The sequence below is a fragment of the Brevundimonas sp. DC300-4 genome (assembly GCF_049897365.1).
GTDB lineage: Bacteria > Pseudomonadota > Alphaproteobacteria > Caulobacterales > Caulobacteraceae > Brevundimonas.
On the sequence record NZ_JAFCWC010000003.1, the window covers coordinates 176729 to 202165 of the forward strand.

A 25437-nucleotide genomic window follows, 5' to 3' on the forward strand; every position below is an offset into this window, starting at 1 on the left:
GGCCCCGCCTTCCCGGGGATGCACGGAGCGAAGCGGGTCATGCCTGCGTGTTCCAGTCCCGGCCCGTGCGGGCCATCAGCATGTCAGCGGCATCCGGACCCCAGGTGCCCGCCCGATAAGGCTGCGGCCTGACCTTGCCGTCGACCCAGGCCTGCGACACGCCGTCGACCCACTCCCAGGCCTTTTCCGCTTCGTCGCGGCGCACGAACAGGGTCGAATCCCCGTTCAGCGCATCGAGCAGCAGCCGCTCATAGGCGATGCGCCGACGCGGGGGCTTGTCGCCCTTGCCGCCAACGCCCCACGACAGGCTCATCTGGATCGGCTGCAGCTGCATTCGCTGATCCAGTCCCGGCTTCTTGTTCATCACCGTCAGGGAGATGTCCTCTTCGGGCTGAAGCTCGATGACCATACGGTTGGCGGCATCCTCGTCGCGGGCGTCCTGGCCGAAGATGGAGTGGGGCACCGGCTTGAACTGGATGACGATCTCGGTGCGCTTCTCGGGCAGGCGCTTGCCGGTGCGCAGGAAGAAGGGCACCCCGGCCCAGCGCCAGTTGTCGATGTCGACGCGGATGGCGACGAAGGTCTCGGTGTCGGAATCCGCGCCGCGCTCCTCGTCGTAGCCCGGAACGCGCTGGCCCTTGACGGTGCCCGAAACATACTGGCCGCGCACGGTGGTGCGCTCGGCGTCCTCGTCGGTGATCGGGCGCAGCGAGCGGATCACCTTGACCTTCTCGTTGCGCACCGAATCCGGATCGAGGTCCGAGGGCGGCTCCATCGCCACCAGACACAACAGCTGCAGCATGTGGTTCTGCAGCATGTCCCGAAGCGCGCCGTATTCGTCGTAGTAGGGCCAGCGGTCGCCGACCCCGACGGTCTCGCCGACCGTGATCTGGACATGGTCGATCGACAGATTGTTCCACAGCGGCTCGAAGATGACGTTGCCGAAGCGCAGGGCGATCAGGTTCTGCACCGTCTCTTTGCCCAGATAGTGGTCGATGCGGAACACCTGCTGTTCCGAGAAGGCGTCGGCGACCGCGTCATCGATGGCGCGGAAGCTCTCGAGATCGCGCCCGACCGGCTTCTCCAGCACCACGCGGTCTTCGGGCTCGGCCAGACCCGCCGCACGCATGGCCGTGACGATCTTCGCATAGAGGGACGGCGAGACGGCCAGGAAGCTGGTGCAGGCCCCGTCGCCCACCTTGTCCTTCAGCGGCTTCAGGCTCTCCGCGGAGGTGGCGTCGACGGCGAGATAGTCGAGGCGCGCCTTCATCCGGCTCCAGCTGGCGTCATCCCAGGCGTCGTCCGCCTTCGCCTTGCCCTCGACGGCCGCGCGGACCTTCTCGATATACTCGTCCCGGCTCTCCTCGGAGCGGGCCGCGCCGATGATTTTCAGCCCGTCCGGCAACAGGCCGTCGTGCTCGAGGAAATAAAGCGAGGGCAGCAGCATGCGCATCGCCAGATCGCCACCGCCGCCGAACAGCACCAGAGCCGTCATGCTTGCCTGTCTCCCTGTCGGGGACGAGGCCCCGTCGTCTATTGTGGTTGTTTGGCCGGTCGCTCGCGCGAGGCCAACACGTCCAGCACCGCCTGAAACGACAAGTGACGCGCCCGTAACAGAACGAGCAAGTGGTAGATCAGGTCCGCCGCTTCGGATGCGACCTCTTCATCAGGCCCGGCGGCGCCGGCCAGGGCCGTCTCCACGCCCTCCTCGCCGACCTTCTGTGCGGCCCGCTTGGGCCCCTGCGCCAGGAGCTTCGCCGTCCAGCTGCTTTCCGGATCGGCGCTCGCGCGTTCGGCGATGGTCCGTTCCAGACGCGCGATCCGGCCCAGGCCCGGCGCGTCCGCATCGCCGAAACAGCTGGTCGTCCCGAGGTGACAGGCCGGCCCCATCGGCCGCACCGCCAGCACCAGGGCGTCGCCGTCGCAGTCGGGCGTGATCGACACGACCGTCAGCCGGTTGCCGGACGTCTCGCCCTTGCGCCAGCGGCCGCCCCGCGAGCGCGAGAAGAAGGTCGCCTCGCCGCTCTCGATTGTCTCCTCCAGCGCCGCCCGGTCCATATAGGCGAGCGTCAGCACCTGGAGGGTGTCGGCGTCCTGCACCACGGCCGGGATCAGGCCGGCGCCCTTTGCGAAGTCGAGGTTGGATGGATCGATCATCTTAGGTTCCATGCATCCCCGCTAAGGCAGGGATCCAGTTCTTTCGTGACGCACGGCGTCCGGGATTGATGTGAGGCACGCGCCGGGTCTGCCCGATCGTCTGAAAACCGGGGTCCCCGCCTCCGCGGGAATGCATCGAGAGGGAGGTCACTGCCGCACCTCAACACCCGCGCCCGCCAGGAATGCCTTCAGATCAGGCACCGCGATCTGTCCGGAGTGGAAGACGCTGGCCGCCAGCGCGCCCGACACGTTCGCCCGGTCGAACACGTCGAGGAAATGAGACGCCGCCCCGGCCCCGCCCGAGGCCACCAGCGGGACGGTCAGTCGCGCCCGCGCATCGGCCAGCTGCGCCGTGTCATAGCCCTTGCGCACCCCGTCCTGGTCGATGCAGTTCAGCACGATCTCGCCGGCGCCGCGCTCCTGCGCCTCGACGATCCAGTCCATCGTCCGTCGCCCGGCGAGGCGCCGCGCATCGGGATCGCCGGTGTATTTGTGCACGACATAGGTGCCGTCCTCGCGCCGACTATCGACGCCGACGACGACGCACTGCGACCCCAGCCGCTCGGCTATCTCGGAGATCAGCTCAGGCCGCTCCAGTGCCGGCGAGTTGATCGAGACCTTGTCCGCCCCGTTGTCGAGACAGGCCGCCGCCTGATCCACGCTGCGGATTCCGCCCGCCACGCAGAAGGGGATGTCCAGTAGCCTGGCGATATCCCGCACCCAGCCATAGTCCAGCGTGCGCCCCTCGGGGCTCGCGGTGATGTCATAGAAGACCAGTTCGTCGGCGCCCTCGTCGCGATAGCGGGCGGCGAGTTCGCAGGCGTCGCCCATGTCGACATGCCCCTCGAACCGCACGCCCTTCACGACCCGGCCGTCCTTGACGTCGAGGCAGGGGATGATGCGTCGAGCCGTCATTGGACGACTCGCTTCTTGAGAAGGGATGCGGCGGTCAAGTCACAGCCTCGATCGCCTGTCGCGCGGTGAACCGGCCCTCGTAGATCGCGCGCCCGACGATGGCGCCGTCGCAGCCGATGGCTTTCGCCGCCAGCAGGTCCTCCAGCGAGGAGACCCCGCCCGATGCCTGCACCTTCAGCTCCGGCCGCCGTTTCAGCACTTCGGCCAGCAGCTTCAGATTCGGCCCGGTCAGCGCACCGTCCCGACCTACGTCGGTGATCAGCACATGTTTCAGCGTCCCGACCGGATAGCGATCCAGCGCCGCCCAGAGGTCCAGCCCCGCGGCCTCGGTCCAGCCCTTCAGCGAGGGTACGGGAACCCCGTCCTCGCCGACTCGAACGTCGAACGCCAGAGTGATCCGATCCGGGCAGAATCGCTCCAGCCATCCCGCCACCACGACCGGATTGCTGACGGCCAGCGATCCGACCACGACCCGCGACACGCCCGCAGCCAGCAGCCGCTCCACATCGTCCACGTCGCGCACGCCGCCGCCCGACTGGATCTTGACGTCGATACTGCCGGCCAGTTCGCCGACCAGGGCTTGCTGCACCGCGCGGCCGGCCTCAGCGCCGTCCAGGTCGACGATGTGGACCCAGGTCGCGCCCTCGGCGACGAACGCCGCCAGCCGCGCGGCCGGGACCTGATCATACTCGGTCACCTGATCGAACCGGCCATGCATCAGCCGCACGCAGACGCCGTTCCGCAGATCGATGGCGGGATAGACGATCATGCGTCGAGCTCCAGGAAGTTTCGCAAGATTTGTGCGCCGGCCTTCGCCGAACGCTCCGGGTGAAACTGGCAGCCCCAGCGATTGCCTTGTCGCACCATGGCCGGAACCTCGGCGCCGTAGTCGGCGCAGGCGATGGTCGCATCGGTATCGGGACAGACGTAGGAATGCACGAAATAGGCATAGTCGCCCTCGCGAACGTCCTGCAGGATCGGGTCGTCGGCCAGCCCATGGAGCTGGGACCAGCCCATGTGCGGCACCGGCAGGTCGTCGCGGACAGGCATCCGGGTGACCCTTCCAGGAATGAACCCGAGCATCGTCGCCCCGCCGTTCTCCTCGCTCTCGGCGAACAGCAGTTGTTGGCCGAGGCACAGGCCCAGCAGCGGCCGTTCGAACCTCTTGATGATGTCGGTCAGGCCGAGGGCGCCCATCCGCTCCATGGCGTAGCCCGCAGCCCCGACGCCCGGCAGGACGACCCGCTCGGCCTCCGCGATCACGGCGGCGTCCGAGGTCACGACGACTTCGGCGCCCAGCCGCTCCAGCGCGAACTGGACGGACGCGGTGTTGCCCGCGCCGAGGTGTACGATGGCGATCAAGATCCTTCTCCCCTCGGGGGAGAAGGTGGCTCGCGGAGCGAGACGGATGAGGGGGCTCTGTCCGCACGCTCGATTGCCGAAGGCCGATTCGCTGAAGCGGCCCCCTCATCCGAGCCCTTCGGGCCCACCTTCTCCCCCGAGGGGAGAAGGAAACCGGATGCGCTCATCACAGCACCCCCTTGGTGCTCGGCACGGCGTCGCCCTCGACCCTAATGGCCTGCCGCAGCGCCCGGCCGAAGCCCTTGTAGACGGCCTCGGTCTTGTGGTGGTCGTCGTCGCCGGTGACCGAGATATGCACCGCCGCCCCCATGGCCTCGGCCAGCGAGCGGAAAACGTGGGCCGTCAGGTCGGTGCGATACTCGCCGATGAAGGGCGTCGCGAACGTCCCCTCGAACAGGGGGTAGGGCCGTCCCGACAGGTCGATGGCCACTTTGGCCTCGGCCTCGTCCATCGCCAGGACGAAGCCGTACCGCTGGATGCCGCGCCGTTCGCCGAGCGCCTGTTTCAGCGCCTGGCCCAGGGCGATGGCGCTGTCCTCGATCGTGTGGTGCGGATCCGTGTGCAGATCGCCTTCGCATTGCAGGCGCAGCGAGAACCCGCCGTGCGCCGCCACCTGTTCCAGCATGTGGTCGAAGAAGCCGACGCCGGTCTCGATCCGGATCGGCCCGGTCGCGTCGAGATCGACGGCGCAGACGATGCGCGTCTCTTTCGTGTCGCGCACGGCCTGCCCGACCCGGTGCGGCCGCGTCTTGGCAGGCGCCAGACCGAGCGCCGTCAACAGCCGGTCGTTGACCTCGGGCTTGATCGAAACCGGCAGCCTCAGCCGATCGCGATCTCCGGTTTTGGGCCGGTCCGCCGCCACAGCGTATCTGGTCAGTTCGGCCAGCGTCGCCTCGATGTCCGACGGCCGCGCCATCAGGATCGGCCCGACGCCGCTCTCGACGACCATGGCCCGGCCGATCTCGCGCACCAGCCGCTCGCGTTCGCGCCGCACGGCCGCGATCCGCTCCGTCGTCTCGATCATCCGCGACGGGTCCAGGGCCTGGATCGCCAGTCGCACCAGAGGCTCGGGCAGGGCGTAGGGTTCGACCACATCCGCCAGCCGGGCCAGGGTGTGCGCCTGCGCCAACGCCGCCCCGACCCGCGCCCCGGCGAGCCCATAGGCCAGCGACAGGCTGCGCAGGATGACCAGATTGGCGTGGTCCGCGATCAGGGTCGTCGCCGACGGCGCATCCGCGAACTCGACCAGCCCCTCGTCGACGACCAGCAGGGCCGGCGCGACCCGTTCCGCCATCTCGGCCACGGCTTCCGCAGAGCCCAGAGCGCGGATCACCACCGCCGCCCGTTCGCCGTCGCTGGCGCGATAGATGCGGCTCAGTCCGGCATATGGCTCGGCGTCGGGCGCCTCGACCGATCGGCCCTCGCGCGCCGCCAGCCGCCAGACCAACTCCAGCCCGTGCGTCAGGCCGCGCACCGCCAGCACCTGATCGGGCGCGACGCCGTAGATCTGCGCCATGCGCGCCTGCAGGGCGGACGCGTCACCGGGATAGTTCTCAAGCCCGTCGCCGCCGGCGACGAGGGGGGAATAGGGGGCCGGCAGGGTCACGGCACGCTCCTCAGATCCGCCGCCCGGGCGTGGGCTTCCAGCCCCTCCAGCCGCGCCAGCCGAGCCGCGATCGGCCCCAGCCGTTCGGCGCCGGCCTCGGTCACCGTCTGCACCGACATGGAGGTCATGAAGCTGGACGTCGTGATCCCGCCCAGCGTCCGCGCCCCGCCGTCGGTCGGCAGGACGTGGCTCGGCCCCGCCGCATAGTCGCCGAGGGTCTCGGCAGCCCAGCGCCCGACGAAGACCGCGCCCGCCGCCCGGATCGAGGGCACCAGCTTTTCGGCGTCCTCGACATGCAGCGCCAGGTGTTCGGGGCCGTAGAGGTTCGACACTGCGACCGCCTCGGCCAGATCGCCGACCAGCACCGCCCGCGCCTCGGCCAGCGACGCGCGCGCGATGGCTTCGCGGGGCAGGGTGGAGACCTGCTCCTCGACCGCTTCGAGCACTGCGTCGATCGTCGCGGCCCGCTCGGCGACCAGAACGACCTGGGCGTCGGCGTCGTGTTCGGCCTGGCTCAGCAGGTCGGCCGCGACCAACTCCGGATCGGCGAACCGGTCGGCGATGACCAGCAGTTCCGAAGGCCCCGCCGGCATGTCCGCCGACGGCCCGCCGGGCAGGGACGACGCATAGCGCTTGGCCTCGGCCACATAGGCGTTGCCCGGCCCGAACAGCTTGTCGCAGGCGGGAATCTCGCCGTCGTCGAGCGTCACACCGAAGGTCATGGCGGCGATCGCCTGGGCTCCACCCAGCAGCCACAGGGCGTCGAGCCCGGCCTCGGCGGCGGCGAGGATCATCGCCGGATGCGCCGAACCGTCCTTCGACGGCGGGGTCACGGCGACGCGGGTCGTCACGCCCGCGACGCCCGCCGGAATGGCCAGCATCAACAGGGACGAGAACAGCGGCGCCGTGCCGCCGGGCGCATAGAGACCGGCCGCGCCGATGGGTCGCCAGACGATCCGCGAGGTCACGCCCGGCGTCGTCTCGACCCGTTTCGAATCCTCGGGCGTCGTGGCCTGATGGAAGACACGTACATTCTCCGCCGCGACCCGCAGCGCCCGCGTATCCGCCGGGGGCAGGGCATTGCGCGCCTCGGCGACCACGGCGTCGGTGATGGCGATGCGCCGCGGTGGCGCGCCGTCCAGCTTGATCGCCCACTCGGTCACGGCCTCGCCGCCGCGCGCCTGCACGTCGTCAAAGATCGCGCGCACGACGTCGCCGACACGCGTTTCCGAGCGCCGTTTCGGCCGGGCGAGGGCGTCTTTCCGCCCCGCCGCATCCAGCGATGACCAGTCGAACCGCTTCATCACATCATCTTCTCGATCGGCAGGACCAGGATGGCCGAGGCGCCCGCCCGCTTGAGCTTCTCCAGCGTCTCCCAGAAGACGGCCTCCTGACACACGGCATGGACCGCGACTGCATCATCCCGGCCCATCAGCGGCATCACCGTCGGCGCGCCGGCGCCGGGCAGGATCGCCGTGATCTCGTCCAGGGCTGAGCGCGGGGCGTTCAGCATGACATATTTGGCCCCCTGCGAGGACACCACGCCGGCCATCCGCTCGATGATCGAATCCAGCAGATGCTGCAGCCCCGGCTCTGGCGCCACGGGCGACCGGATCAGCACGGCCTGGCTTTCGAACACCGTCTCCTTGGCGATCAGGCCGTTGGCTTCCAGCGTTGCGCCCGTGGAGACCAGGTCGCAGATCGCCGCGGCCAGTTTCAGCCGGGGGGCTACCTCGACGGCCCCGCGCATGACGACGGTCTCGGCTCGGATCCCACGCTCATCCAGATAACGCCTGAGGATCTTCGGATAGGAGGTCGCGATCCGCAGCCCCTCCAGAGAGGCCGGTCCAGCGTAGTCGAGCGTGGGCGGACAGGCGAGCTTCAGCGTGCACTTGCCGAAACCCAGCGGCATGATCACCGAGGCGTTCGCGCCACCATTCTTGCCTTCCTCCAGCACGTTCTCGCCGACGATGCCAAGGTCGCAGACCCCATCCGCCACAAAGGTCGGGATGTCGTCGTCGCGCACCCGCAGCAGGTCGATCGGGTAGTTCTCGACCTTGTAGAGCAGGTCGTTGGCGCCCTTCACGACGCGAAGGCCGGCGTCCCGCACCAGGTCGAGGCTGCGGTCGGCCAGGCGGCCGGATTTCTGCACGGCGATGCGAAGTCGCCCCTGTACGGTACTCATCGGGAAATCAGGCTTTCTTGTTCATTCGGTCCAGGACGAGGCGATAGCCCTGATGGTTCATTTCGCGCAGGAAACGCGCGACGCGGACGACCGTTGTCGGGCTGGCGCCCGCTTCTACGGCGATTTCGCGATAGGTCCTGGACTTCTCGTCCAGCAGTCTCGCCACGGCCCAGCGCTCGGCGAAGGCGCGCAGTTCGGCGGGGGTGCACAGGTCGGACAGGAAGGCGTCCAGCTCGGCAGGCGTCTTCAGCGACAGGAGGGCGTCGTACAGCGCCATCCGGTCGTCGGCGGCCTTGTTCACGGCCTTGCGGGAAAGAGGGTCGGACATCTGCGCGTTCCACTATGCTGTAACAGTGGAACGGTCAAGGGCTGAGTCACGACCCTCCCTCTTGCGGACGAGGGCGTCGCCTTCCTGCTCCAGAGCCGCTTCCTGGCAGAGCTTGCCGCGATGTTCCGGGATGTCTTGACCCGTCAGAAGTCCCACCGTCAGGGAAGGTGGCGCGGCGCGTGTTCGCGACATGACGAAGGGGCCCCGCCGCAGATTCGGTGTCGGGGGCTGGTCCCTTCCACCACAGCGCAAACGCGCTGCGGTCCCCATCCCTCGATGGGGGAGGAATAATTCCGCACCGCAACAAAACTGTTGCGTATCGGTTGTCGCCCGGTCCACGCTGCCCAATCACCAAAGTGGCCGCCAGGTTCGGGAGCGACCGTCACGTTCGACGAAATGTCAGGCCATGCCGGATCCCAGGAGGTCCGAAAGAGCTACCGGACGCTTGCCCGGTGGCTCGAAACCGCGCCGCCGGACCTGCTCCAGGCCCGGTCGCGTCAGGCGGAGTTGTTCTTCCGCCGCATGGGCGTGACCTTCGCGGTCTATGGCGACGTTGAATCCAACGAGCGTCTCATCCCCTTCGACGTGGTGCCGCGCATCATCGGCAAGTCCGAATGGGATGAACTGGAAAAGGGGCTGAAGCAGCGCGTCAGCGCGATCAACGCCTTCCTGAAAGACATCTACGGCCCGCAGGAGTGCATCCGCGCCGGCATCGTCCCGGCCGAACTGATCTTCACCAACCCCCACTATCGGCCGGAGATGCAGGGCCGGCGTCCGCCGGGGGACATCTGGACCCACATCTGCGGCGTCGACCTCGTCCGGACGGGCGAGGACGGGTTCGTGGTGCTTGAAGACAATTGCCGCACGCCGTCGGGCGTCTCCTACATGCTGGAGAACCGCGAGATGATGATGCGGTTGTTCCCTGACCTCTTCGCCGAGCACCGCATCCGCCCGGTCGAGACCTATACCGACATGCTGCTGGCCAGCCTCCGCGCCAGCGCCCCGGACCACGCCGGCGCCGATCCGAACGTCGTCGTCCTGACGCCCGGCCCCTTCAACTCAGCCTACTACGAACACAGCTTCCTGGCCGACAAACTGGGGGTCGAGCTGGTCGAGGGCGGGGACCTGTTCGTCAATGACGACATCGTCTTCATGCGCACGACCGAGGGCCCAAAGCGGGTCGACGTCATCTATCGCCGCGTCGACGACGACTGGATCGATCCCCTGACCTTCCGTCCGGACTCCACGGTCGGCGTGCCCGGGCTGATGGCGGCCTACACCGCCGGAAACGTCACCCTGTCGAACGCGGTCGGCACCGGCGTCGCCGACGACAAGGCCGTCTACACCTACATGCCTGAGATCATTAAGTTCTTCTCGGGCGGCGACCCGATCCTGGGCAACGTTCCTACCTGGCGCTGCCGCGAGCCGGACGCGCTCAAGGAGGTGCTCGACAAGCTGCCCGAACTGGTCGTCAAGGAGGTCGGCGGCTCCGGCGGCTACGGCATGCTGGTCGGCCCGGCCTCGACCAAGGCCGAGATCGAGGTCTTCCGGGCCAAGCTGATCGCCGACCCCGACGATTTCATCGCCCAGCCGACCCTGGCGCTGTCGACCGCCCCGACGCTCGACAGCAGCGGCGGCCTGTCGCCCCGCCACGTCGACCTGCGCCCGTTCGTCCTGTCCAGCCCCGCCGGCATCCGCGTCGCTCCGGGCGGCCTGACGCGCGTGGCGCTGAAACAGGGCTCGCTGGTGGTCAACTCCAGCCAGGGCGGCGGGACCAAGGACACCTGGGTGCTGGATGACTGAGCTGCGCAACATGTTTCCTCCCCGTCGCCGCTTGGCGATGGGGAGGGGGACCGCCCGCCGCTTGGCGGGTGGTGGAGGGGCTTTTGACGCAAGCACATCGGGTTCGCGTCAAGAAAGAACCCCTCCGTCTTTCCGCGACGCTCCGAGCCACCTCCCCATCGCCGCGCGACAGGGAGGAGACGCTTCGTGCTGAGCCGCACCGCAGAGAGCCTGTACTGGACCGGCCGATATATGGAACGCGCCGACTTCCTGGCGCGCATCCTGGAGGCGGCCGTGCGTCTGGCCGCGCTGCCGGCCCGCGACGGCGCCGCCGCCACGGCCTGGGCCTCGGCCATCGCCTCGGCCGGCGTCTCGCGCCAGTTCGCGGCCAGTGCCCGCACCCCGTCGGAGAAGTCGGTCCGCGAGTATCTGGCCTTCGCGCCGGACAATCCCTCCTCGATCCGGGCCTGCATCACTGCGGCCCGCACCAACGCCCGGTCGGTCCGCACCGCCCTGACCATCGAGCTGTGGGAGGCCATCAACGGCGCCTGGAACGGGCTCAACGAGTTCGGCGAACCGACCAAGCGCGACGACTTCATCCGCTATCTGGAGTGGGTCAAGAACGTCTCCCTCGCCGTCGAGGGCGCCTCGTCGCGGACCATGTTGCGCAACGACGCCTACTGGTTCCTCCGTCTGGGCATGGCGATCGAGCGGGCTGACAACACGGCCCGCCTGCTGGACGTCAAATATCACCTGCTGCTCCCGGCCGGAGAGCGGGTCGGCGGCCAACTCGACTATTTCCAGTGGACGACGCTTCTTCGCGAGGTCTCCGCCCTGACCGCCTACCGTTGGGTCTATCGCGAGAGCGTCCGCCCCTGGCTGGTCGCCGATCTGATGGTGCTGAACCGCCAGATGCCGCGCTCCCTGGCCAGCTGTCAGGGGATGATCGTCAGCTATCTGGACCGGCTGGCCACCGACTACGGGCGACGCGGACCCGCCCAGCGCATCGCCTCGGCGCGGCTGACGCGGTTCAACGAGACCAATATCGAAGAGATCTTCCAGTCCGGCCTGCACGAATACATCCTCGCCTTTCTGAGTGAGAACAACGCCCTGGCAGCGGCCGTCCACGATCAGTACCTGGTGTAGGATGCGCATCCGGATCGACCACGAAACCCGTTACGCCTACGACCGCGCCGCCCGGTTCATCGTCCAGGTGCTTCGCCTGACGCCGCGCTCGACCGAAGGCCAGCAGGTCCGCGACTGGCGCATCGAGACCGACGTCGACGCCCACCTGCGTCGCTCCGAAGACGCCTTCGGCAACATCGTCCACACCCTCTATACCGAGCGGCCCACCAACGCCCTGATGGTGCGGGTGACCGGCGAGATCGCGACCGTGGACACCGGCGGCGTCCTGCGCGGAAGCCCCGAGCGGCTCTCGCCTCTCGTCTTCCTGCGCGACACTCCTCTGACCCATGCCGATGGACCGTTGCGCCAACTCGCCGCCGAGGTCGGGGAGCAGGGTGACACGCTCGCCCGCCTGCACCGTCTGATGCAGGCCATCAACAGCACGGTCGCCTTCATGGTCGGCTCGACCACCGCCGACCACACCGCCGCCGACGCCTGGGCCCAGCGTCAGGGCGTCTGCCAGGACCACGCCCAGATCTTCATCTCGGCCGCCCGCCGCATGGGCATCCCGGCCCGCTACATCTCCGGCCACCTGCACCGCACCGACGGGATAGAGAACCAGGAGGCCGCCCACGCCTGGGCCGAGGCCTGGGTCGAGGATCTGGGCTGGGTCGGCTTTGACGCCGCCAACGGCATCAGCCCGACCGAACACTATGTCCGCGTCGCCTGCGGTCTCGACGCGCTCGGGGCCTCGCCCATTCGCGGCATCAGCTACGGCGGGGGGCGCGAGACCATGACCGTGGCGCTGCGTGTGCGCGAGATGCAACAGACCCAGCAGCAACAGCAGTCGCAGGCCTGATCATGAACGCCGTTAACCTCGTGTTGAATCCCGAATCTGTTAACGTGACTGTTCCATTCGGATGGAGGCCCCGGTTCGGGGCCAGTCTTTCTCTATGACTTACTGCGTCGGCATGATGGTGGATGAGGGTCTGGCGATGATCGCCGACACCCGCACGAACGCCGGTGTGGACAACATCTCCTCCTACAAGAAGCTGCACGTCACCGAGATCACCGGCGACCGCGTCATCTCCATCGCCACCGCCGGCAACCTGTCGGTGACCCAGACGGCCCTGGCCATGCTGGCCGAAGGCGTGCTCATGCCCGGTCACGACGTGCCGGAAACGCTCGAGACCTGCCCGACCCTGTTCCGCGCGGCCCAGCTGGTCGGCTACTGCCTCAACCAGGTGCGCCAGGACCTTCAGCCGACAGTGGCTGCTGATGCGCTGAAGGTCACGGCCTCCATGCTGCTCGGCGGCCAGATCAAGGGCGGCAAGATGGGCCTCTACCTGATCTACGCGCAGGGCAATTTCATCGAGTGCGGGACCGATACCCCCTACCTCCAGATCGGCGAGCTGAAGTATGGCAAACCCATCCTGGACCGGGCCCTGCACCCTGACACCCCGATGTCCGAGGCGGTCAAACTGGGGCTGATCAGCTTCGATTCGACCATCCGCTCGAACATCGCGGTCGGACCGCCCTTCGACATGATCGTGATCCCGCGTGACACCCGGCACGGCGACCAGCGCCGCATCGAGGCCGACGATCCCTACTTCAAGGATCTCGGCCGCCGCTGGTCCGAAGCCCTGGCCGAGGCGCATCGGTCCATGCCCGCCCCGCCGTGGATGGAACCGACCCTCGCCGCGCGACCCTGTATTTCGGTGGTGGGATAAGCTTCCCCTCTTCCTCGGGAGAGGAGGGCCATCCGGCGTTCTGAGAATGAAACTGCGACTAACTCGCAAATTGCCTTGCCTGCTCCGGCCAGGCTGCTATTGCGACCGCATCGCAGTTTCAACACCGGATCGCCGCATTGTCCCTCCCCAACGCTACCGCTCTCCGTGCTCTCCTCAGCGCCTCTACCGCCGCCGGCATGCTCTGTGCAGGGCCCGCCTTCGCCGCCGAACCTGAGGTCATTATCAGCACTGATCCGGCGACCGATGCGCTGCAGGCCCAGACCTCCACGCTGGAAACCGTCGATGTCGAGGGTCGGCGCGTCCGCCGTGAGCCCGCCTCGCCCCGCTTCACCGCCGATGTCGTCGATACGCCCCGCGCCGTCACCGTGATCCCGCAACAGATCATCGAACAGACCGGCGCCACCTCGCTGCAGGACCTTCTGCGCACCTCCCCGGGCATCACCTTCGGGGCGGGCGAGGGCGGCCAGCCCTTGGCGGACCGGCCCTTCATCCGCGGCCAGGCCTCGGCCAACAATGTCTTTCTCGACGGCATCCGCGACACGGGCGGCCAGCAACGCGAGGTCTTCGCCCTGGAACAGGTCGAGGTGATCAAGGGCCCGGATTCGGTCTACGCTGGCCGCGGCTCGGGCGGCGGGTCGATCAACCTCTCGACCAAGCGTCCGCGTCTGGAACAGTTCACCAACGTCTCCCTCGGCGGAGGTACAGACGGCTACCTGCGCGGCACGGTCGACTGGAACGCGCCGCTGGGCGAGACAGCGGCCCTGCGCATCAACCTCATGGGGGCCCGGGGCGACGTCCCCGGTCGCGACGCCGTCGACTATGACAGGTGGGGGGTGCTCGTCTCGGCCGGGATCGGCCTGGGCACGGACACCAGCCTGACGGCCAGCTACTACCACCTGACAGCGAACGCGATGCCCGACTACGGCATCCCCCTGTTCACGAAGATCGGCGTGCGCACGACGCCGTCGGGCGTGCTCGACGTGCCCTACGACAGCTTCTACGGCCTGACAGCGCGCGACTATCTGACCGGCGAGACCGACGCCTTCACCCTCGACTTCCAGAAGCGGCTGTCGGACGCGATCACCGTCCGCAACGTCACCCGCTATTCCGAGACCCTGAACGACTATATCGTTACCAACCCGGGTGACGGCGGCAATATCACCAACAACGGCGTGGCCCTCATCAGGGAGACCTACTGGATGAAGCGCGGCCTGAAGTCGCGCTGGAACCCGACGAGGACGCTGGCCAATGTCACCGACATCTTCGGCACGGTCTCCGTCGGCGGCCTGAGACACTCGTATGACGTCGGCGTCGAGATCAGCCGCGAGCGCAACAGCAACGCGTCGTGGACCGTCGCCACCCTGACCGGCTCGGCCTGCCCCGCGGCCCTGACCGGCCTCGACTGCACCCCCCTGTATGATCCGAACCCGTCCGATCCCTGGACCGGTACCATCGTGAAGGGCGTGGTCTCGACCAATCTAGCGGAGACGGTCGGCCTTTACGCCTTCGACTCCATCGCCATCGGAGAGCGGTGGGTCGTCAACCTCGGCGTCCGTTACGATCAGTATTCTGTCGAGGGTACGGACGCGACCGGCACGATCGCGGCGCCCGTCTACACCCCGCGCAACGGCGACTGGGACTTCGTCAACTACCAGGTCGGCGTGGTCTACAAGCCCAGCCGCAACGCGTCGATATACGCCAGCTACTCCACCTCCTCGACGCCTCCGACGATTGCGGCCGGCGACCAGAACGCGGGCCACGGCCAGGGCAGCGGCAATCTCGTCAATGTCCTGCTCGAGCCGGAAGAGACCACCAGCTAGGAGATCGGCGGCAAGCTCAGCCTGTTCCGCCAGCAGCTTCTGCTGTCGGCTGCGGCGTTCAAACTGACACGCGAAGACGCCCAGATCCAGATCGCGACGGGCGTCTTCGCCCAGGTCGGCGAGGTCGAGGTCCAGGGCATCGAGCTCGGCGCCTCGGGCAACCTCACCACCCGATGGCAGGTGTTCGGCGGCTATACCTTCATGGACTCCGAACTGGTCCGCGGCGCCTTCAACGGCATCAACCAGGGCGACCCCCTGGCCAACACGCCCGAGCACTCGTTCAGCCTGTTCTCGACCTACACTGTCACGGACCGCGTCTCGGCGGGCGGCGGCGTCTACTATGTGTCGAAGAGCTTCGGCGGCAACCAGGGCGGCGCCGGCGGCGGCGCCAATCGCATCTACGCTCCGGAATACACCCGCGTGGACCTGTTCGCATCCTACGATCTGACCGACCGCGCCACCCTGCAACTCAATGTGCAGAACGCGGGTGACGAACAGTATATCGTCCGCACCAACGGCGTTCACCACGCCGACGTCGCCCCGGCCCGTTCGGCCACCCTGGCGCTGAACATCCGATTCTAGGAAACGACCCGGAGACCCCGTCCTTGCTCCTTCATATCCCCGAAGTCTTCAGCAAGGACGAGGTCGCCCGTCTTCGCGCGATCCTCGATGCCGGTCCGTGGACCGACGGCAACGTCACCTCGGGCCACCAGTCGGCCCGCGCCAAGAACAACAGCCAGCTGCCAGAGGATTGCCCGCAGGCCCGCCAGGTCGGCGCCCTGATCCAGCAGGCGCTGGCCGCCAATCCGATGTTCGTCTCGGCGGCCCTTCCGCACACGGTCTTCCCGCCGCTGTTCAACCGCTACGAGGGCGGTCAGGCTTTCGCCGCCCACGTCGACAACGCGATCCGCCTCCACCCCTCGGGCCTTCGCATCCGCTCCGACCTGTCGGCGACCCTCTTCCTGTCGGAACCCTCGGACTACGACGGGGGCGAGCTGACCATCGAGACCGCCTACGGCACCCAGACCGTCAAACTGCCCGCCGGCGACATGGTCCTCTATCCGTCCCGCAGCCTGCACCGCGTGACCCCGGTCACCCTGGGCGCCCGCGTCTCATCATTTTTCTGGATCCAGTCGCTGGTCGCCGATGATCAGGACCGCGAGACCCTGTTCCAGCTCGACATCGCCACCCAGCGCGTCGCCGTGGACAGGGGGCCGACCGATCAGGCCGTGCTCGAACTGACCGGCGTCTACCACAACCTGCTGCGGCGCTGGTCGGAGGTCTGAGCGCCCCCTTTTCCGTGCACCCCGGCGAAGGCCGGGGTCCACGGACGGGCGTCACCAGCTCAGCGTCAGCCCCGCGCGGACGGTCCTCGGCGGCCCATACCCCGCCACCCCGTCGCCCGTTTCAGACACCTGGACCTCGGCGTCGAACAGATTGTCCGCAGCTACCCAGGCGACCACCCCGGTCCGTACCTCGAACTCGGCCCGCGCATCCAGCGTCGTCGCCGCGTCCAGCACGCGGCTGTTCAGATCGTCCTCAAAGCGGCGGCTCTCGTACCGCACCCGGCCGACCAGCGTCAGCCGGTCGACGACGCGCCACTCCGCCCCCGCCGAGACGCTCCACTCCGGCGCCTGGGCCGGCCGCAGTCCCGTCAGCTGCGCCGCCGACGTTCCGCCATCGACCTCCGCATCCGTCCACGACAGAGCCCCATCGAAGGACAGCCGCTCGCCGACCCGATGCTTGGCCGTCAGCTCGACGCCGGTCGCCTCGATCGTCCCCGCGTTCTGCCTCTGCCTCAGCACCCCGCCCGCCGGCACGAAGCCCGCCCTCGGGAAGGCGCCCGGCCCGACCCCGATGGTCACGTTGATGATGGCGTCCTCGATCCGGTTCCAGAACACCGTCGCCCCGAGTGATGTCGTCTCATCCTCCCAGGCCAGCCCGGCCTCGACTCCCTGGAGCTCTTCCGGAACCAGCGCCGCATTCGCCTCGGTCAGGTCGTTGCCGACCCGGAACGGTCGGTGCAGTTCGTTCAGCGTCGCTGGCCGGAAGCCGGAATAGGCGGCCGCCCGCGCCGCCAGCCCGCCGCCCAGATCGCGCCGCGCCGCCAGCCGCGCCGAGAACACCTCGCCCGATCGATCCGGCGAACCCTCGTCCAGGGTCGGTTGACCGGTCGTCAGATCACGCTCGACCCGCCGGCCGTTCGAATTCGCCCAGCCATCGAGCCTCAGACCGCCGGCCACCAGCCACGGCCCTGCCGTCCACGACGCCTCGCCATAACCGCCGATCACCGAGGCCTCCCCGCCCGCGACCCGATCCCGCGTGAAGCTCCCGGCCATGAAACGGAACAGCTCCCGCGTCTCGCCCTCGTTGAACCGGGCGTCGGCGCCCAGCTCCCACTCCAGCAAACCGCCGCCCAGAGCGACGGCCACTCGCCGCAGGGCGACATTGGCGCCCCAGCCCTCGGCCGGGGTCGCGAACTGGTCATTGGCCGGGGTGGTCGATCCCCGCCCGGCCGCCACTGCGACCGAGGTGTTGGCGAAGTCGCTCTCGCGGCGCCATAGCTGAGCCCGCCAGCCCGGCCGTTCGGCCGAGGGCGTCCTCGAAACAGTCGCCGACCAGCTCTGCCCCATAGCCGACGACCGCGCCCCGGCCAGGCCCGACCCGCGATTCTCCTCATAGGCGGCGGCCCGCAGCGACAGCGCCGTCGCCGGATCAATCGCCACGTCCGCCCGCAGAGATCCGCTCAGCGTCGCCAGATCCAGCGGCGTATCGACCGCGCCGGCCGCCGCGCCGCGGACGGGGACATAGCCGTCGCTCAACTCCCGTTGCACCACCCCGGTCAGGGCGAACCGCCCCGCGCTCAGCGTCGTCGCGGCCGCCAGCCTCCGCCCGCCATACTCTGCGCCGGACACGTCCAGCGCTCCGCCGTCTCCGTCGCGTTCACGCAGCTGGATCACCCCGGTCAGGGCGCCCGCCCCATAGGGTCCGGCTCCTGAACCGCGCACGATGTCGAGCCCCGACAGACTCTCCGGCGCCACTTGCGACCACAGCACCCAGCCGCCGAACGGATCGTTCAGCGGCACGCCATCCAGCGTCACCAGTGTCCGTCCAGCGCCCGACGGCGCGATGGCCCGGAGCGATATCCCCTGGGTCGTCGGATTGGCCGCCAGGCTCGAGGTCCGCCGGAACAGGCTGACCGCGGGTACGGTCTGCAGCGCCTCATCGATCCGCCTCGCCCGGCCCAGCACCCCCTCGTCCAGCCGGATCACGGAGAAGGCCGCGTCTCCCGCAGCGGGCGGCAGACGCGCGGCGGTGACGACGATGTCGGGAAGGTCGGCGGGGATGTCTTGCAGCATGCGACTCTTTCTTGGATCCAACCGGCTGGCCAGCGACCGCGCCCCTGTTCCGTGCATCCCCGCAAAGGCGGGGAGCAAGTTTGGGCTCTCTTACCGACAGCTGATCATCAGCGCTTTCAGGCATGGTGACACATGAAAGCTTGGGGTCCCACCTTCGCGGGGATCCTGGGATCCGGAAAGGCCTAGACGCGCAACCGTTCCAGCAGCTCCGCCGCGAACGTGGACAGAGTATCGTCCCGCGCCCCCATGACGATGATCCGGTCGCCTGGCTTCGCCAAAGCCACGATCCGGTCGCCGCAGGCCGCGCGGTCGAGCAGGGCCTCTGCGTTCCGGCCCTCGGCGCGGACGCCCGAGGCGATGTCCTCCGACCCCACGCTGCGATCCGTGGTGCCGCCGTAATAGACCGGCTCCGGCATCAACAGCAGGTCGTCGGGCTTCAGCAGGCCTGCGAAGGTCTCGATGAACTCCCGCTTCATCAGTTTCAGCGGCCCGAAGCCGTGCGGCTGGAACAGGACCAGCAACCGTCCGTCGAAGGCGTGCAGCGTCTTCACCGTCGCCGCGATCTTGTCCGGGTTGTGGGCGAAGTCGTCCAGCACGGTGATCCCGTTCGCGACGCCCACGACCTCCATCCGCCGCCTGATCCCGGCGAAGGTCTCCAGCGATGTGACCGCCGCCTCCAGCGGCACGCCCAGCGCCCGCACCGCCCCCAGCGCCGCCAGCGCATTGGCGACATTGTGCGCGCCTGGAACGTTCAGCGTCGCCGCGATCCGCGCCCCGCTCGACCGCTCCGTCAGGTGGAAGGTCATGCCGGCGGGAAGGGGTTTCAGGTCGTGCGCCGCATAGTCCGCCGCCTCATTCCCAAGGGCGAAGGTCAGAACCGTCGCCGCCCGCCCGTCGTCCACCATGGTTTGCGCCAGAGCCGCCGTCTCGACGTTGTCGAGGTTGAGCACTGCGGTCCGCGCCCCGCCCGTGAAGCCGCCGAACAGGTCGCGCAGCTCCTCCATCGACTTGTGGTCCAGCGAGATGTTCGACACCACCGCCACCGTCGGATCGTAGCGCGCGATCGAGCCGTCTGATTCATCCACCTCGGCCACGAACAGGTCTGCGCCGCCCACCAGGGCGCTGGCGAACGGATGGTCGGCATCAGCGAAGTTGCGCATCACCGCCCCGTTGATCACGGTCGGCTCGCGCCCCGACTGGCTCAGAATCCAGGCGATCATGCCGGTTATGGTCGACTTGCCGCTGGTCCCCGCAACTCCCACCGAAGTTGGGGCCGCGTTGAAGATCTGGCTCAGCAGCTGCGGCCGGGTGACGATCTCGGCGCCCACGCGCTTGGCCGCCCCTATGTCCGGCACCGTGTCCTCGACCGCCCCTGTCGCGACCACGATCTGTCCGCTGCGCACGCCCGACCCGTCCTGCGGATGCAGAACCACGCCGTGCGCCCTCAGCCAGTCGAACTTCTCCGGCGTGCGGCCCTGATCCAGCGCCCGGTCCGAGCCCTCGATCGCCGCGCCGCGCGCCTGTACGATCATGGCCAGGGGCAGCATGCCCGACCCACCGACGCCGCAGAAGAAATAGGATGGTTCGCTCATGGTCCGGTGACTAAAGAGGAGAAGCCGGGGAGGGAACACAAGAATGAAGATCGGGGTCGTCGCTGTCTCGTCCCGCTTCGCGAAGGAGCGCGCCGAGGCCATCCAGGCCTGGTTCGACCTGAAGTTCCCGACGGGCGAGGTGACCGTCGCCTTCCATCCCAACAGCTTCGCCAAGTCGGGCCATTTCGCCGGCGATGACGCCGCCCGCGCCGATGCCTTCGTCGAGTTCGCCAACGACCCGCGTCTGGATCACATCTGGTTCGCGCGCGGCGGCTACGGCTCGTGCCGCATCGCCGAAGCGGTCATGCTGCGCCTGACCGATGTGGCGAGGCGGAAACGCTACCTCGGCTATTCCGACGTCGGCTCGATGCTGGCCATCCTCTACAAGAACGGCTTCGAGGTCGCCCACGGTCCCATGGCCTCGGACGGCGTGCGCAACGATCCGACGGGCTTCCGCTCTCTGAACTGGCTGCGCAAGAGCGAGACCGAGGGGCTGGAGCCATCGCTCCTCACCGACCCGCGCCCGGCCGTCGCCTTCAACCTGACGGTCCTCGACCAGCTGCTGGGCACGCCGCTGGAGCCCGACCTGACCGGCCACATCCTGATGCTCGAGGACGTGTCCGAGGCCGCCTACCGCATCGACCGGATGATGTTCCACCTGACCAGCCAGCCGTCGATCCGCCGCCTCGCCGGCATTCGCGCCGGACGCTTCACCGACGTCACGGTCAATGAGCCGGACTTCGGCCTGACCGGCGAACAGATCGTCCAGTTCTGGTGCGAGCGCTCGGGCATTCCTTACCTCGGCCTCGCCGACATCGCCCACGACCGCGAGAACAAGGTCGTGCCGTTCGGGCCACGGCCTTAACCCTATCGCTCCCGCCTCCGGGGAACCCTATCGACATCGAACGCGGGTGTGAGTCACATGCCGCCCGATGGGGCGTAACGGATACCTGACCCTGCCGGCATGGACACGGGCGGCCATGGTCGGCGTGCTGGGCGGAGCCGTTCTCGCGAGTGCGACGGCCGTATCGGGGGATGCGGTCGCGGCGGCCGAGAGCCGCAGTTTCATCACTTCCGACGGGGCCCGCCTCCACTATCTGGAGGCGGGTCCTTCGGAGGGCCGGACCGTGGTCTTCGTGCCCGGCTGGACCATGCCCGGCTGGATCTTCGAGGCGCAGATCGACGCCCTGTCGGACCGCTACCACGTCCTCGCCCTGGACCCCCGTGGCCAGGGGGAGAGCGAGGTGACCCGCTTCGGCTACACCCATGAGCGTCGCGGCCGGGATATCGGCGAGCTGATTGACCATGCCGCCGAAGGTCCGGTCGTTCTCGTCGGCTGGTCGCTCGGCGTGCTCGACAGCCTGGCCTGGGTCGCGGACGGCGGGGCCGACCGGATCGCCGGCCTCGTCCTGATCGACAACTCCATCGGCGAAGAGCCGGCGCCGCGCGCCGCCCCGGCTCCGCCGCGGTCCGCCACCCCGCCGCCCGAGCCGACGCCACAGGAACGCCGCGCCCGCCGCGCCGCCTTCGTCGCCTCCATCTTCGCCCATGATCCGGGGACGGACTATCGCGCACGGCTGACCGATCAGGCCCTGCGCATGACCGTCGAGGACGAGCGTCGGCTGCTCGCCTACGACGTCCCCCGCGAGTACTGGCGCGCCGCCGTCCATTCCACCGACCGCCCCGTCCTCTATGTCGTCCGTCCGCGCTGGAGGGAGCAGGGCGAGACCCTTGTCCGCACCCATCCGAACGCCTCGATGACGATCTTTGAGGGCGCCGGCCACGCCCTGTTCGTCGATGAGCCGAAGCGGTTCAACACCCTGCTGCTCGACTTCCTCGACACCCGCGTCACCAGGACGGTCCATTGACCGCCGCCGCTCCCGACCTGACCAGCAAGACGCGCGCGGCCCTGATCCCGCTGTTCCTGATCGCCATGGGTGTGGTCGGGATCGAGAACGCCCTGACCCGCTATTTCGCGGTCGCGAAATGGTCGGAGTACGGCTACTGGATTATTTCCATCGTCATGGCCGGGTTCGCGCTCTCGGGCGTCGTCACGGCCCTGTTCCGCGACAGCGTCGCCCGGCACGGCGTGATCCTGAGGACCATTCTTCCGGCGGCGATGGTGATCGCGGCGGCGGTCGGATACCAGCTGGTCACGGCCAATCCGTTCAATCCGCTGCAGCTTCAGAACCCCACCACCTGGCCCGATCAGGTGAAGAACATCGGCCTCTATTACGCGGCCCTGCTGCCCTTCTTCTTCCTCGCCGGCCTCTACATCAGCCTGATCTTCGTCCTGAATCACCGGGAGATCGGGCGGGTCTATGGGTATGATCTAATCGGCGCAGGCCTCGGCGCGGCCCTGGCGCTGGGCCTGATGTTCGTCGTCCATCCCTTCCTTCTGGCCCCGGTCCTGCTTGTGCCGCTGGCCCTCTCGACCCTGTTCCAGCCCGGCCGGCTAAACTGGCTGGGCGCGGGTCTCGCCGGCGCGGCCCTCGTCGCCGGAGAGGCCATCCTCTTCCTCGGCGCGCCCCCGGCCTTCTCCGAGTTCAAGGCCATCTACGCCCCGCTCAATACGCCCGGCGCCGCCGTCGTCGCCGAGATCCGCCAGCCGCGCGGCCACTATCTGCTGCTCGAGAATTTCACCGAGCGGGTCGATGCCGACGTCTCCAACAACGCCGGCCTGATGGGGATCGCGGGCCCGCCCTCGACCTACGGCCTCTACCGCGACGGCAATCGCATCGCCTCCCTGCCCAAGGCCGGCCCGCTCGACGCCGCCTATGCGCCGAGCGCGCTCAGTGCCGCCCCCTACGCCCTGCGCCGGTCGCCCACCGTCCTGCTCGTCGGCCTGTCCGGCGGCTACCGCGTCGCCGAGGCCCTGACGCTCGGAGCCTCCCGCATCGACGGCATTGAGGGCGAACCCGTCCTGCGCCACGCCCTGAGCGCCGGTCTCGGCCCGTCGCCCGCGCTCGCTGCCGATGCCAGAGTGACCCTGCTGGACGGAGGCCCCATCGCCGCCGCCTGGCGCGCGGGGCCGAATTCCTACGATATCATCGACGTCTCCGCCGACTTCGTGGATGCCGCCCCCGCCAATGTCACGGGCGTCACGGAGGAGGCGCTCGCCGCCTATCTCGCCGCGCTGAAACCCGGCGGCGCCGTGTCGATGTCCGTCTCCATCCGCGACTTCCCCGTCTACGCCCTGAGGGTCCTCTCGACCGCCCGCCAAGCGCTGCTGGCCAAGGGTATCGTCGATCCGTCCGCCCACGTCCTGATCTACCGTTCCGCCTGGAACGCCCGCATCCTGATCAGCCCGACCGCCTGGTCGCCCGCAGACGTGGCCGCGCTTCAGGCCTGGTGCGCCGAACGGTCGTTCGACGTCTCCTGGCGTCCCGGCATGGATGTGGTCGCCGCCCGCGCGGCGCTGTTCAACGACCTGCCGAGCGTCTCGTTCGAGACCGGCCAGATGACCTCCGACGGTCCCGACGACGCCATCGCCAACGAGGTTGCCGCCGTCCTCGTCGGTCGCCCGTCGCCGTCGTCCGAGGCCTTCCACGTCCGCCCCGCGACTCTGGACCGCCCCGCCTTCTATTCGTCCCTGCGCCTCGAACGCCTCGACACCTTGATCAAGCGGCTCGAGGTCCTGCCCCAGGCCGAGATCGGCGCCCTGGTGAACATCGCCGTTCTGGGTCAGGCCATCGTCATCGCCCTTCTGGTCCTGGCCGCGCCCGCCCTGTTCCGTCGTCGCGCGGGCGGGGCACGCGAGAAGACGAAGCTCTGGCCGGCCCTGTATTTCCCGGCGCTCGGCCTCGGCTTCCTGCTGGTCGAGATCTTCCTGATCGACAAGGCGGCCTTCTATCTCAACGACTATTCGTCGGCCTTCGCCCTGGTCCTGACGGCCATGCTGATCTTCTCCGGCCTCGGCAGCATGATCGCCGGCAAGTGCGCCGCCATGCCCAAGGTCGCCTCGATGATCGGCCTGATCGTCGTCCTCGCCTGGATCGGCGCCATGCTGGTCGGCGCCGAGGACTTCATGATGCGCACCCTCGACCAGTCGTGGGCGATGAAGGCCGGTCTGGTCGTCCTCGCCGCCGCCCCAGTGTCACTGGCGCTTGGCCTGCCGTTCCCGCTCGGCCTGATCCAGGTCGGAGACGGCCGCGCCCTGCCCTGGGCCTGGGGGCTGAACGGCGCCTTCTCGGTGGTCGCCACTCCCCTCGCCAATCTGATGAGCCGCGACGTCGGCTTCTCGTCCCTGCTGATCGTGGCGGCGGGCCTCTACGCGCTCGCCTTCCTCGTCCTGCCGGTCGCTGCGGCTGTCCGAAAGACCGTTCCGGTGTTCGAGCCTGCCGTCCCGACCAATCCCTTCGCCGACCTGCCGGACCCCGTTCCCGCCCGCCTTGACCCCTTCCCGGACCAGAACGGTTCGAGCCAGACGAGCCCCGCATGACCCCTGATCGCACGATGATGGACCGCCGCACCCTGCTGACCACCGGCGGCGTCGCGACCCTGACCGGGCTCGCCGGCTGTGACGAGACCACGATGAAGTCCGTCCAGGCGCGCCTCAACCCGACGCAGGCCTCGGGCGGGGCAGGGGCTGCCGTGCCCGCCGCCCCGACAACGGCCGCCGCTGGCGAGGCCTCCGCCGTCTCCGCGACGGTCCGTATGCCGAGCGAGCCCTGGACCTTCGCCCGTTTCAATACCGCCATGTCGGCGTCCCAGCGTCCACACTCGATCACCGAGACCCAGTTCACCGAGATCCAGGCCCGCAAGCCCGCCGCCATCGAACGCATCAGGACCTATCTCGACGGCCGCTTCGGGGCCCATGATCCAAACGTGATCCAGGCCTTCGAAAGCCTGCCGCGCGAGTATTTCCACTACGCCTACGCGTCGGACGCCTCGACCGCGTATCAGGCCTATGAGGCCAATCCCAAGCCCTGGGCCATCGGCCACGGCAGCGTGCTCTCCGACTATCTGGGTCAGGCCTATATGACCCAGCTGGCGGCTCCGAAACCGACCGATGTGACGCTGGAGATCGGCACCGGTTCAGGCTTCCAGTCGTCCCTGCTCAGCCGCGTCGTCCGCGACAGCTACACCATCGAGATCATCCAGCCGATCGGCGAGGCGGTCGGCAAGATCTGGGCCCCGCTCGGCTACGACAACGTCCACGGCAAGGTCGGCGACGGCTATTTCGGCTGGCCCGAGGTGACCGAGGGTTTCGACACCATCATGCTGACCTGCGTCGCCCAGTACGCCCCGCCGGAACTGTTCCGCCAGCTCAAGCCGGGCGGCAAGCTGATCATCCCGATCGGCCAGCCCTTCCGTCGCGGACAGGTCCTCTATGTCTACACCAAGGATGCCGACGGCCGGGTCCATTCACGCCGCGACGTGGGAGTCTTCTTCATCCCCATGACCGGCGCGATGCAGAACCGTCCACAGCCTGCGTAACGGCGATTGAATCCAT

General features: G+C 68.5%; 20 protein-coding genes and 1 pseudogene. 10 read left to right on the plus strand and 11 right to left on the minus strand.

Annotated elements, in window-relative coordinates; translation table 11 throughout:
- Nucleotides 1-37 precede the first annotated feature (37 nt).
- The 9 genes from zwf to ACP7AZ_RS06665 form a co-directional block, all read right to left on the minus strand.
- Entirely contained in the window at nucleotides 38-1495 is a 1458-nt protein-coding gene (gene zwf, locus ACP7AZ_RS06625; protein WP_426037269.1) for a glucose-6-phosphate dehydrogenase, read from the minus strand.
- A gap of 38 nt (nucleotides 1496-1533) precedes the next feature.
- Nucleotides 1534-2157: a bifunctional phosphoribosyl-AMP cyclohydrolase/phosphoribosyl-ATP diphosphatase HisIE gene (gene hisIE / locus ACP7AZ_RS06630; protein WP_426037271.1), complete on the minus strand. Its 624-nt coding sequence runs from the start codon at nucleotides 2155-2157 to the stop codon at nucleotides 1534-1536.
- Nucleotides 2158-2304: 147 nt separating this feature from the next.
- A complete protein-coding gene (gene hisF / locus ACP7AZ_RS06635; RefSeq protein WP_426037273.1) occupies nucleotides 2305-3072 on the minus strand; it encodes an imidazole glycerol phosphate synthase subunit HisF in 768 nt (255 codons plus the stop codon).
- Nucleotides 3073-3106: 34 nt separating this feature from the next.
- Nucleotides 3107-3841, minus strand: coding sequence for a 1-(5-phosphoribosyl)-5-[(5-phosphoribosylamino)methylideneamino]imidazole-4-carboxamide isomerase (gene hisA, locus ACP7AZ_RS06640; protein WP_426037275.1), 735 nt, complete (start codon nucleotides 3839-3841; stop codon nucleotides 3107-3109).
- Nucleotides 3838-4434: an imidazole glycerol phosphate synthase subunit HisH gene (gene hisH / locus ACP7AZ_RS06645; RefSeq protein WP_426037277.1), complete on the minus strand. Its 597-nt coding sequence runs from the start codon at nucleotides 4432-4434 to the stop codon at nucleotides 3838-3840. Before hisH ends, hisA begins: the two co-directional genes overlap by 4 nt.
- A gap of 166 nt (nucleotides 4435-4600) precedes the next feature.
- On the minus strand, nucleotides 4601-6040 hold the full coding sequence (gene hisB, locus ACP7AZ_RS06650; protein WP_426037279.1) for an imidazoleglycerol-phosphate dehydratase HisB: 1440 nt from the start codon (nucleotides 6038-6040) through the stop codon (nucleotides 4601-4603).
- Nucleotides 6037-7344, minus strand: a complete 1308-nt coding sequence (gene hisD, locus ACP7AZ_RS06655) for a histidinol dehydrogenase (protein WP_426037281.1) — start codon at nucleotides 7342-7344, stop codon at nucleotides 6037-6039. Before hisD ends, hisB begins: the two co-directional genes overlap by 4 nt.
- Nucleotides 7344-8225, minus strand: a complete 882-nt coding sequence (gene hisG, locus ACP7AZ_RS06660; RefSeq protein ID WP_426037283.1) for an ATP phosphoribosyltransferase — start codon at nucleotides 8223-8225, stop codon at nucleotides 7344-7346. The genes hisD and hisG overlap by 1 nt, the downstream gene beginning before the upstream one ends.
- A 7-nt stretch (nucleotides 8226-8232) precedes the next feature.
- Entirely contained in the window at nucleotides 8233-8553 is a 321-nt protein-coding gene (locus ACP7AZ_RS06665; RefSeq protein WP_303694114.1) for a YerC/YecD family TrpR-related protein, read from the minus strand.
- Between the two features lie 396 nt (nucleotides 8554-8949).
- Between ACP7AZ_RS06665 and ACP7AZ_RS06670 the strand changes: the two genes are divergently transcribed.
- The 6 genes and pseudogenes from ACP7AZ_RS06670 to ACP7AZ_RS06695 all read left to right on the plus strand — a co-directional run bounded on the left by ACP7AZ_RS06670 (nucleotide 8950) and on the right by ACP7AZ_RS06695 (nucleotide 16317).
- Entirely contained in the window at nucleotides 8950-10356 is a 1407-nt protein-coding gene (locus ACP7AZ_RS06670) for a circularly permuted type 2 ATP-grasp protein (protein WP_426037285.1), read from the plus strand.
- A 186-nt stretch (nucleotides 10357-10542) separates the two neighbouring features.
- Nucleotides 10543-11481, plus strand: a complete 939-nt coding sequence (locus tag ACP7AZ_RS06675; protein WP_426037287.1) for an alpha-E domain-containing protein — start codon at nucleotides 10543-10545, stop codon at nucleotides 11479-11481.
- A gap of 1 nt (nucleotide 11482) precedes the next feature.
- Nucleotides 11483-12319: a transglutaminase family protein gene (locus tag ACP7AZ_RS06680; protein WP_426037289.1), complete on the plus strand. Its 837-nt coding sequence runs from the start codon at nucleotides 11483-11485 to the stop codon at nucleotides 12317-12319.
- A gap of 94 nt (nucleotides 12320-12413) precedes the next feature.
- Complete coding sequence (locus ACP7AZ_RS06685) at nucleotides 12414-13190, plus strand: peptidase (protein ID WP_426037291.1); 777 nt, start codon at nucleotides 12414-12416, stop codon at nucleotides 13188-13190.
- 197 nt (nucleotides 13191-13387) lie between these two features.
- Nucleotides 13388-15613 (plus strand): annotated as a pseudogene (locus ACP7AZ_RS06690) (TonB-dependent receptor).
- Between the two features lie 23 nt (nucleotides 15614-15636).
- Entirely contained in the window at nucleotides 15637-16317 is a 681-nt protein-coding gene (locus tag ACP7AZ_RS06695) for a Fe2+-dependent dioxygenase (RefSeq protein WP_426037293.1), read from the plus strand.
- A gap of 51 nt (nucleotides 16318-16368) precedes the next feature.
- Here the strand turns inward: ACP7AZ_RS06695 and ACP7AZ_RS06700 are convergent, their stop codons facing one another.
- Both ACP7AZ_RS06700 and ACP7AZ_RS06705 read right to left on the minus strand, forming a co-directional pair.
- Entirely contained in the window at nucleotides 16369-18390 is a 2022-nt protein-coding gene (locus ACP7AZ_RS06700; RefSeq protein WP_426037295.1) for a TonB-dependent receptor, read from the minus strand.
- A 182-nt stretch (nucleotides 18391-18572) separates the two neighbouring features.
- Nucleotides 18573-19982: a UDP-N-acetylmuramate--L-alanine ligase gene (locus ACP7AZ_RS06705; RefSeq protein ID WP_426037297.1), complete on the minus strand. Its 1410-nt coding sequence runs from the start codon at nucleotides 19980-19982 to the stop codon at nucleotides 18573-18575.
- A gap of 43 nt (nucleotides 19983-20025) precedes the next feature.
- On the opposite strand from ACP7AZ_RS06705, the gene ACP7AZ_RS06710 reads away from it, so the two are divergent.
- The 4 genes from ACP7AZ_RS06710 to ACP7AZ_RS06725 all read left to right on the plus strand — a co-directional run bounded on the left by ACP7AZ_RS06710 (nucleotide 20026) and on the right by ACP7AZ_RS06725 (nucleotide 25421).
- Nucleotides 20026-20847: an LD-carboxypeptidase gene (locus ACP7AZ_RS06710; RefSeq protein ID WP_426037299.1), complete on the plus strand. Its 822-nt coding sequence runs from the start codon at nucleotides 20026-20028 to the stop codon at nucleotides 20845-20847.
- A gap of 67 nt (nucleotides 20848-20914) precedes the next feature.
- Nucleotides 20915-21850 (plus strand): alpha/beta fold hydrolase, encoded by a 936-nt coding sequence (locus ACP7AZ_RS06715; RefSeq protein WP_426037301.1) that lies wholly within the window; start codon nucleotides 20915-20917, stop codon nucleotides 21848-21850.
- Nucleotides 21847-24423 (plus strand): hypothetical protein, encoded by a 2577-nt coding sequence (locus ACP7AZ_RS06720; protein ID WP_426037303.1) that lies wholly within the window; start codon nucleotides 21847-21849, stop codon nucleotides 24421-24423. Before ACP7AZ_RS06715 ends, ACP7AZ_RS06720 begins: the two co-directional genes overlap by 4 nt.
- Nucleotides 24420-25421, plus strand: coding sequence for a protein-L-isoaspartate O-methyltransferase family protein (locus ACP7AZ_RS06725; RefSeq protein WP_426037305.1), 1002 nt, complete (start codon nucleotides 24420-24422; stop codon nucleotides 25419-25421). Before ACP7AZ_RS06720 ends, ACP7AZ_RS06725 begins: the two co-directional genes overlap by 4 nt.
- The last annotated feature ends 16 nt before the right edge of the window (nucleotides 25422-25437 follow it).

Excerpts from the sequence above, each read along its gene's own strand:
- zwf (WP_426037269.1), bottom strand. The coding sequence starts at position 1,495 with ATGACGGCTCTGGTGCTGTTCGGCGGCGGTGGCGATCTGGCGATGCGC.
- hisIE (WP_426037271.1), bottom strand. The coding sequence starts at position 2,157 with ATGATCGATCCATCCAACCTCGACTTCGCAAAGGGCGCCGGCCTGATC.
- hisF (WP_426037273.1), bottom strand. The coding sequence starts at position 3,072 with ATGACGGCTCGACGCATCATCCCCTGCCTCGACGTCAAGGACGGCCGG.
- hisA (WP_426037275.1), bottom strand. The coding sequence starts at position 3,841 with ATGATCGTCTATCCCGCCATCGATCTGCGGAACGGCGTCTGCGTGCGG.
- hisD (WP_426037281.1), bottom strand. The coding sequence starts at position 7,344 with ATGAAGCGGTTCGACTGGTCATCGCTGGATGCGGCGGGGCGGAAAGAC.
- hisG (WP_426037283.1), bottom strand. The coding sequence starts at position 8,225 with ATGAGTACCGTACAGGGGCGACTTCGCATCGCCGTGCAGAAATCCGGC.
- ACP7AZ_RS06665 (WP_303694114.1), bottom strand. The coding sequence starts at position 8,553 with ATGTCCGACCCTCTTTCCCGCAAGGCCGTGAACAAGGCCGCCGACGAC.
- ACP7AZ_RS06670 (WP_426037285.1), top strand. The coding sequence starts at position 8,950 with ATGTCAGGCCATGCCGGATCCCAGGAGGTCCGAAAGAGCTACCGGACG.
- ACP7AZ_RS06680 (WP_426037289.1), top strand. The coding sequence starts at position 11,483 with ATGCGCATCCGGATCGACCACGAAACCCGTTACGCCTACGACCGCGCC.
- ACP7AZ_RS06685 (WP_426037291.1), top strand. The coding sequence starts at position 12,414 with ATGACTTACTGCGTCGGCATGATGGTGGATGAGGGTCTGGCGATGATC.
- ACP7AZ_RS06700 (WP_426037295.1), bottom strand. The coding sequence starts at position 18,390 with ATGCTGCAAGACATCCCCGCCGACCTTCCCGACATCGTCGTCACCGCC.
- ACP7AZ_RS06705 (WP_426037297.1), bottom strand. The coding sequence starts at position 19,982 with ATGAGCGAACCATCCTATTTCTTCTGCGGCGTCGGTGGGTCGGGCATG.
- ACP7AZ_RS06710 (WP_426037299.1), top strand. The coding sequence starts at position 20,026 with ATGAAGATCGGGGTCGTCGCTGTCTCGTCCCGCTTCGCGAAGGAGCGC.
- ACP7AZ_RS06715 (WP_426037301.1), top strand. The coding sequence starts at position 20,915 with ATGGGGCGTAACGGATACCTGACCCTGCCGGCATGGACACGGGCGGCC.
- ACP7AZ_RS06725 (WP_426037305.1), top strand. The coding sequence starts at position 24,420 with ATGACCCCTGATCGCACGATGATGGACCGCCGCACCCTGCTGACCACC.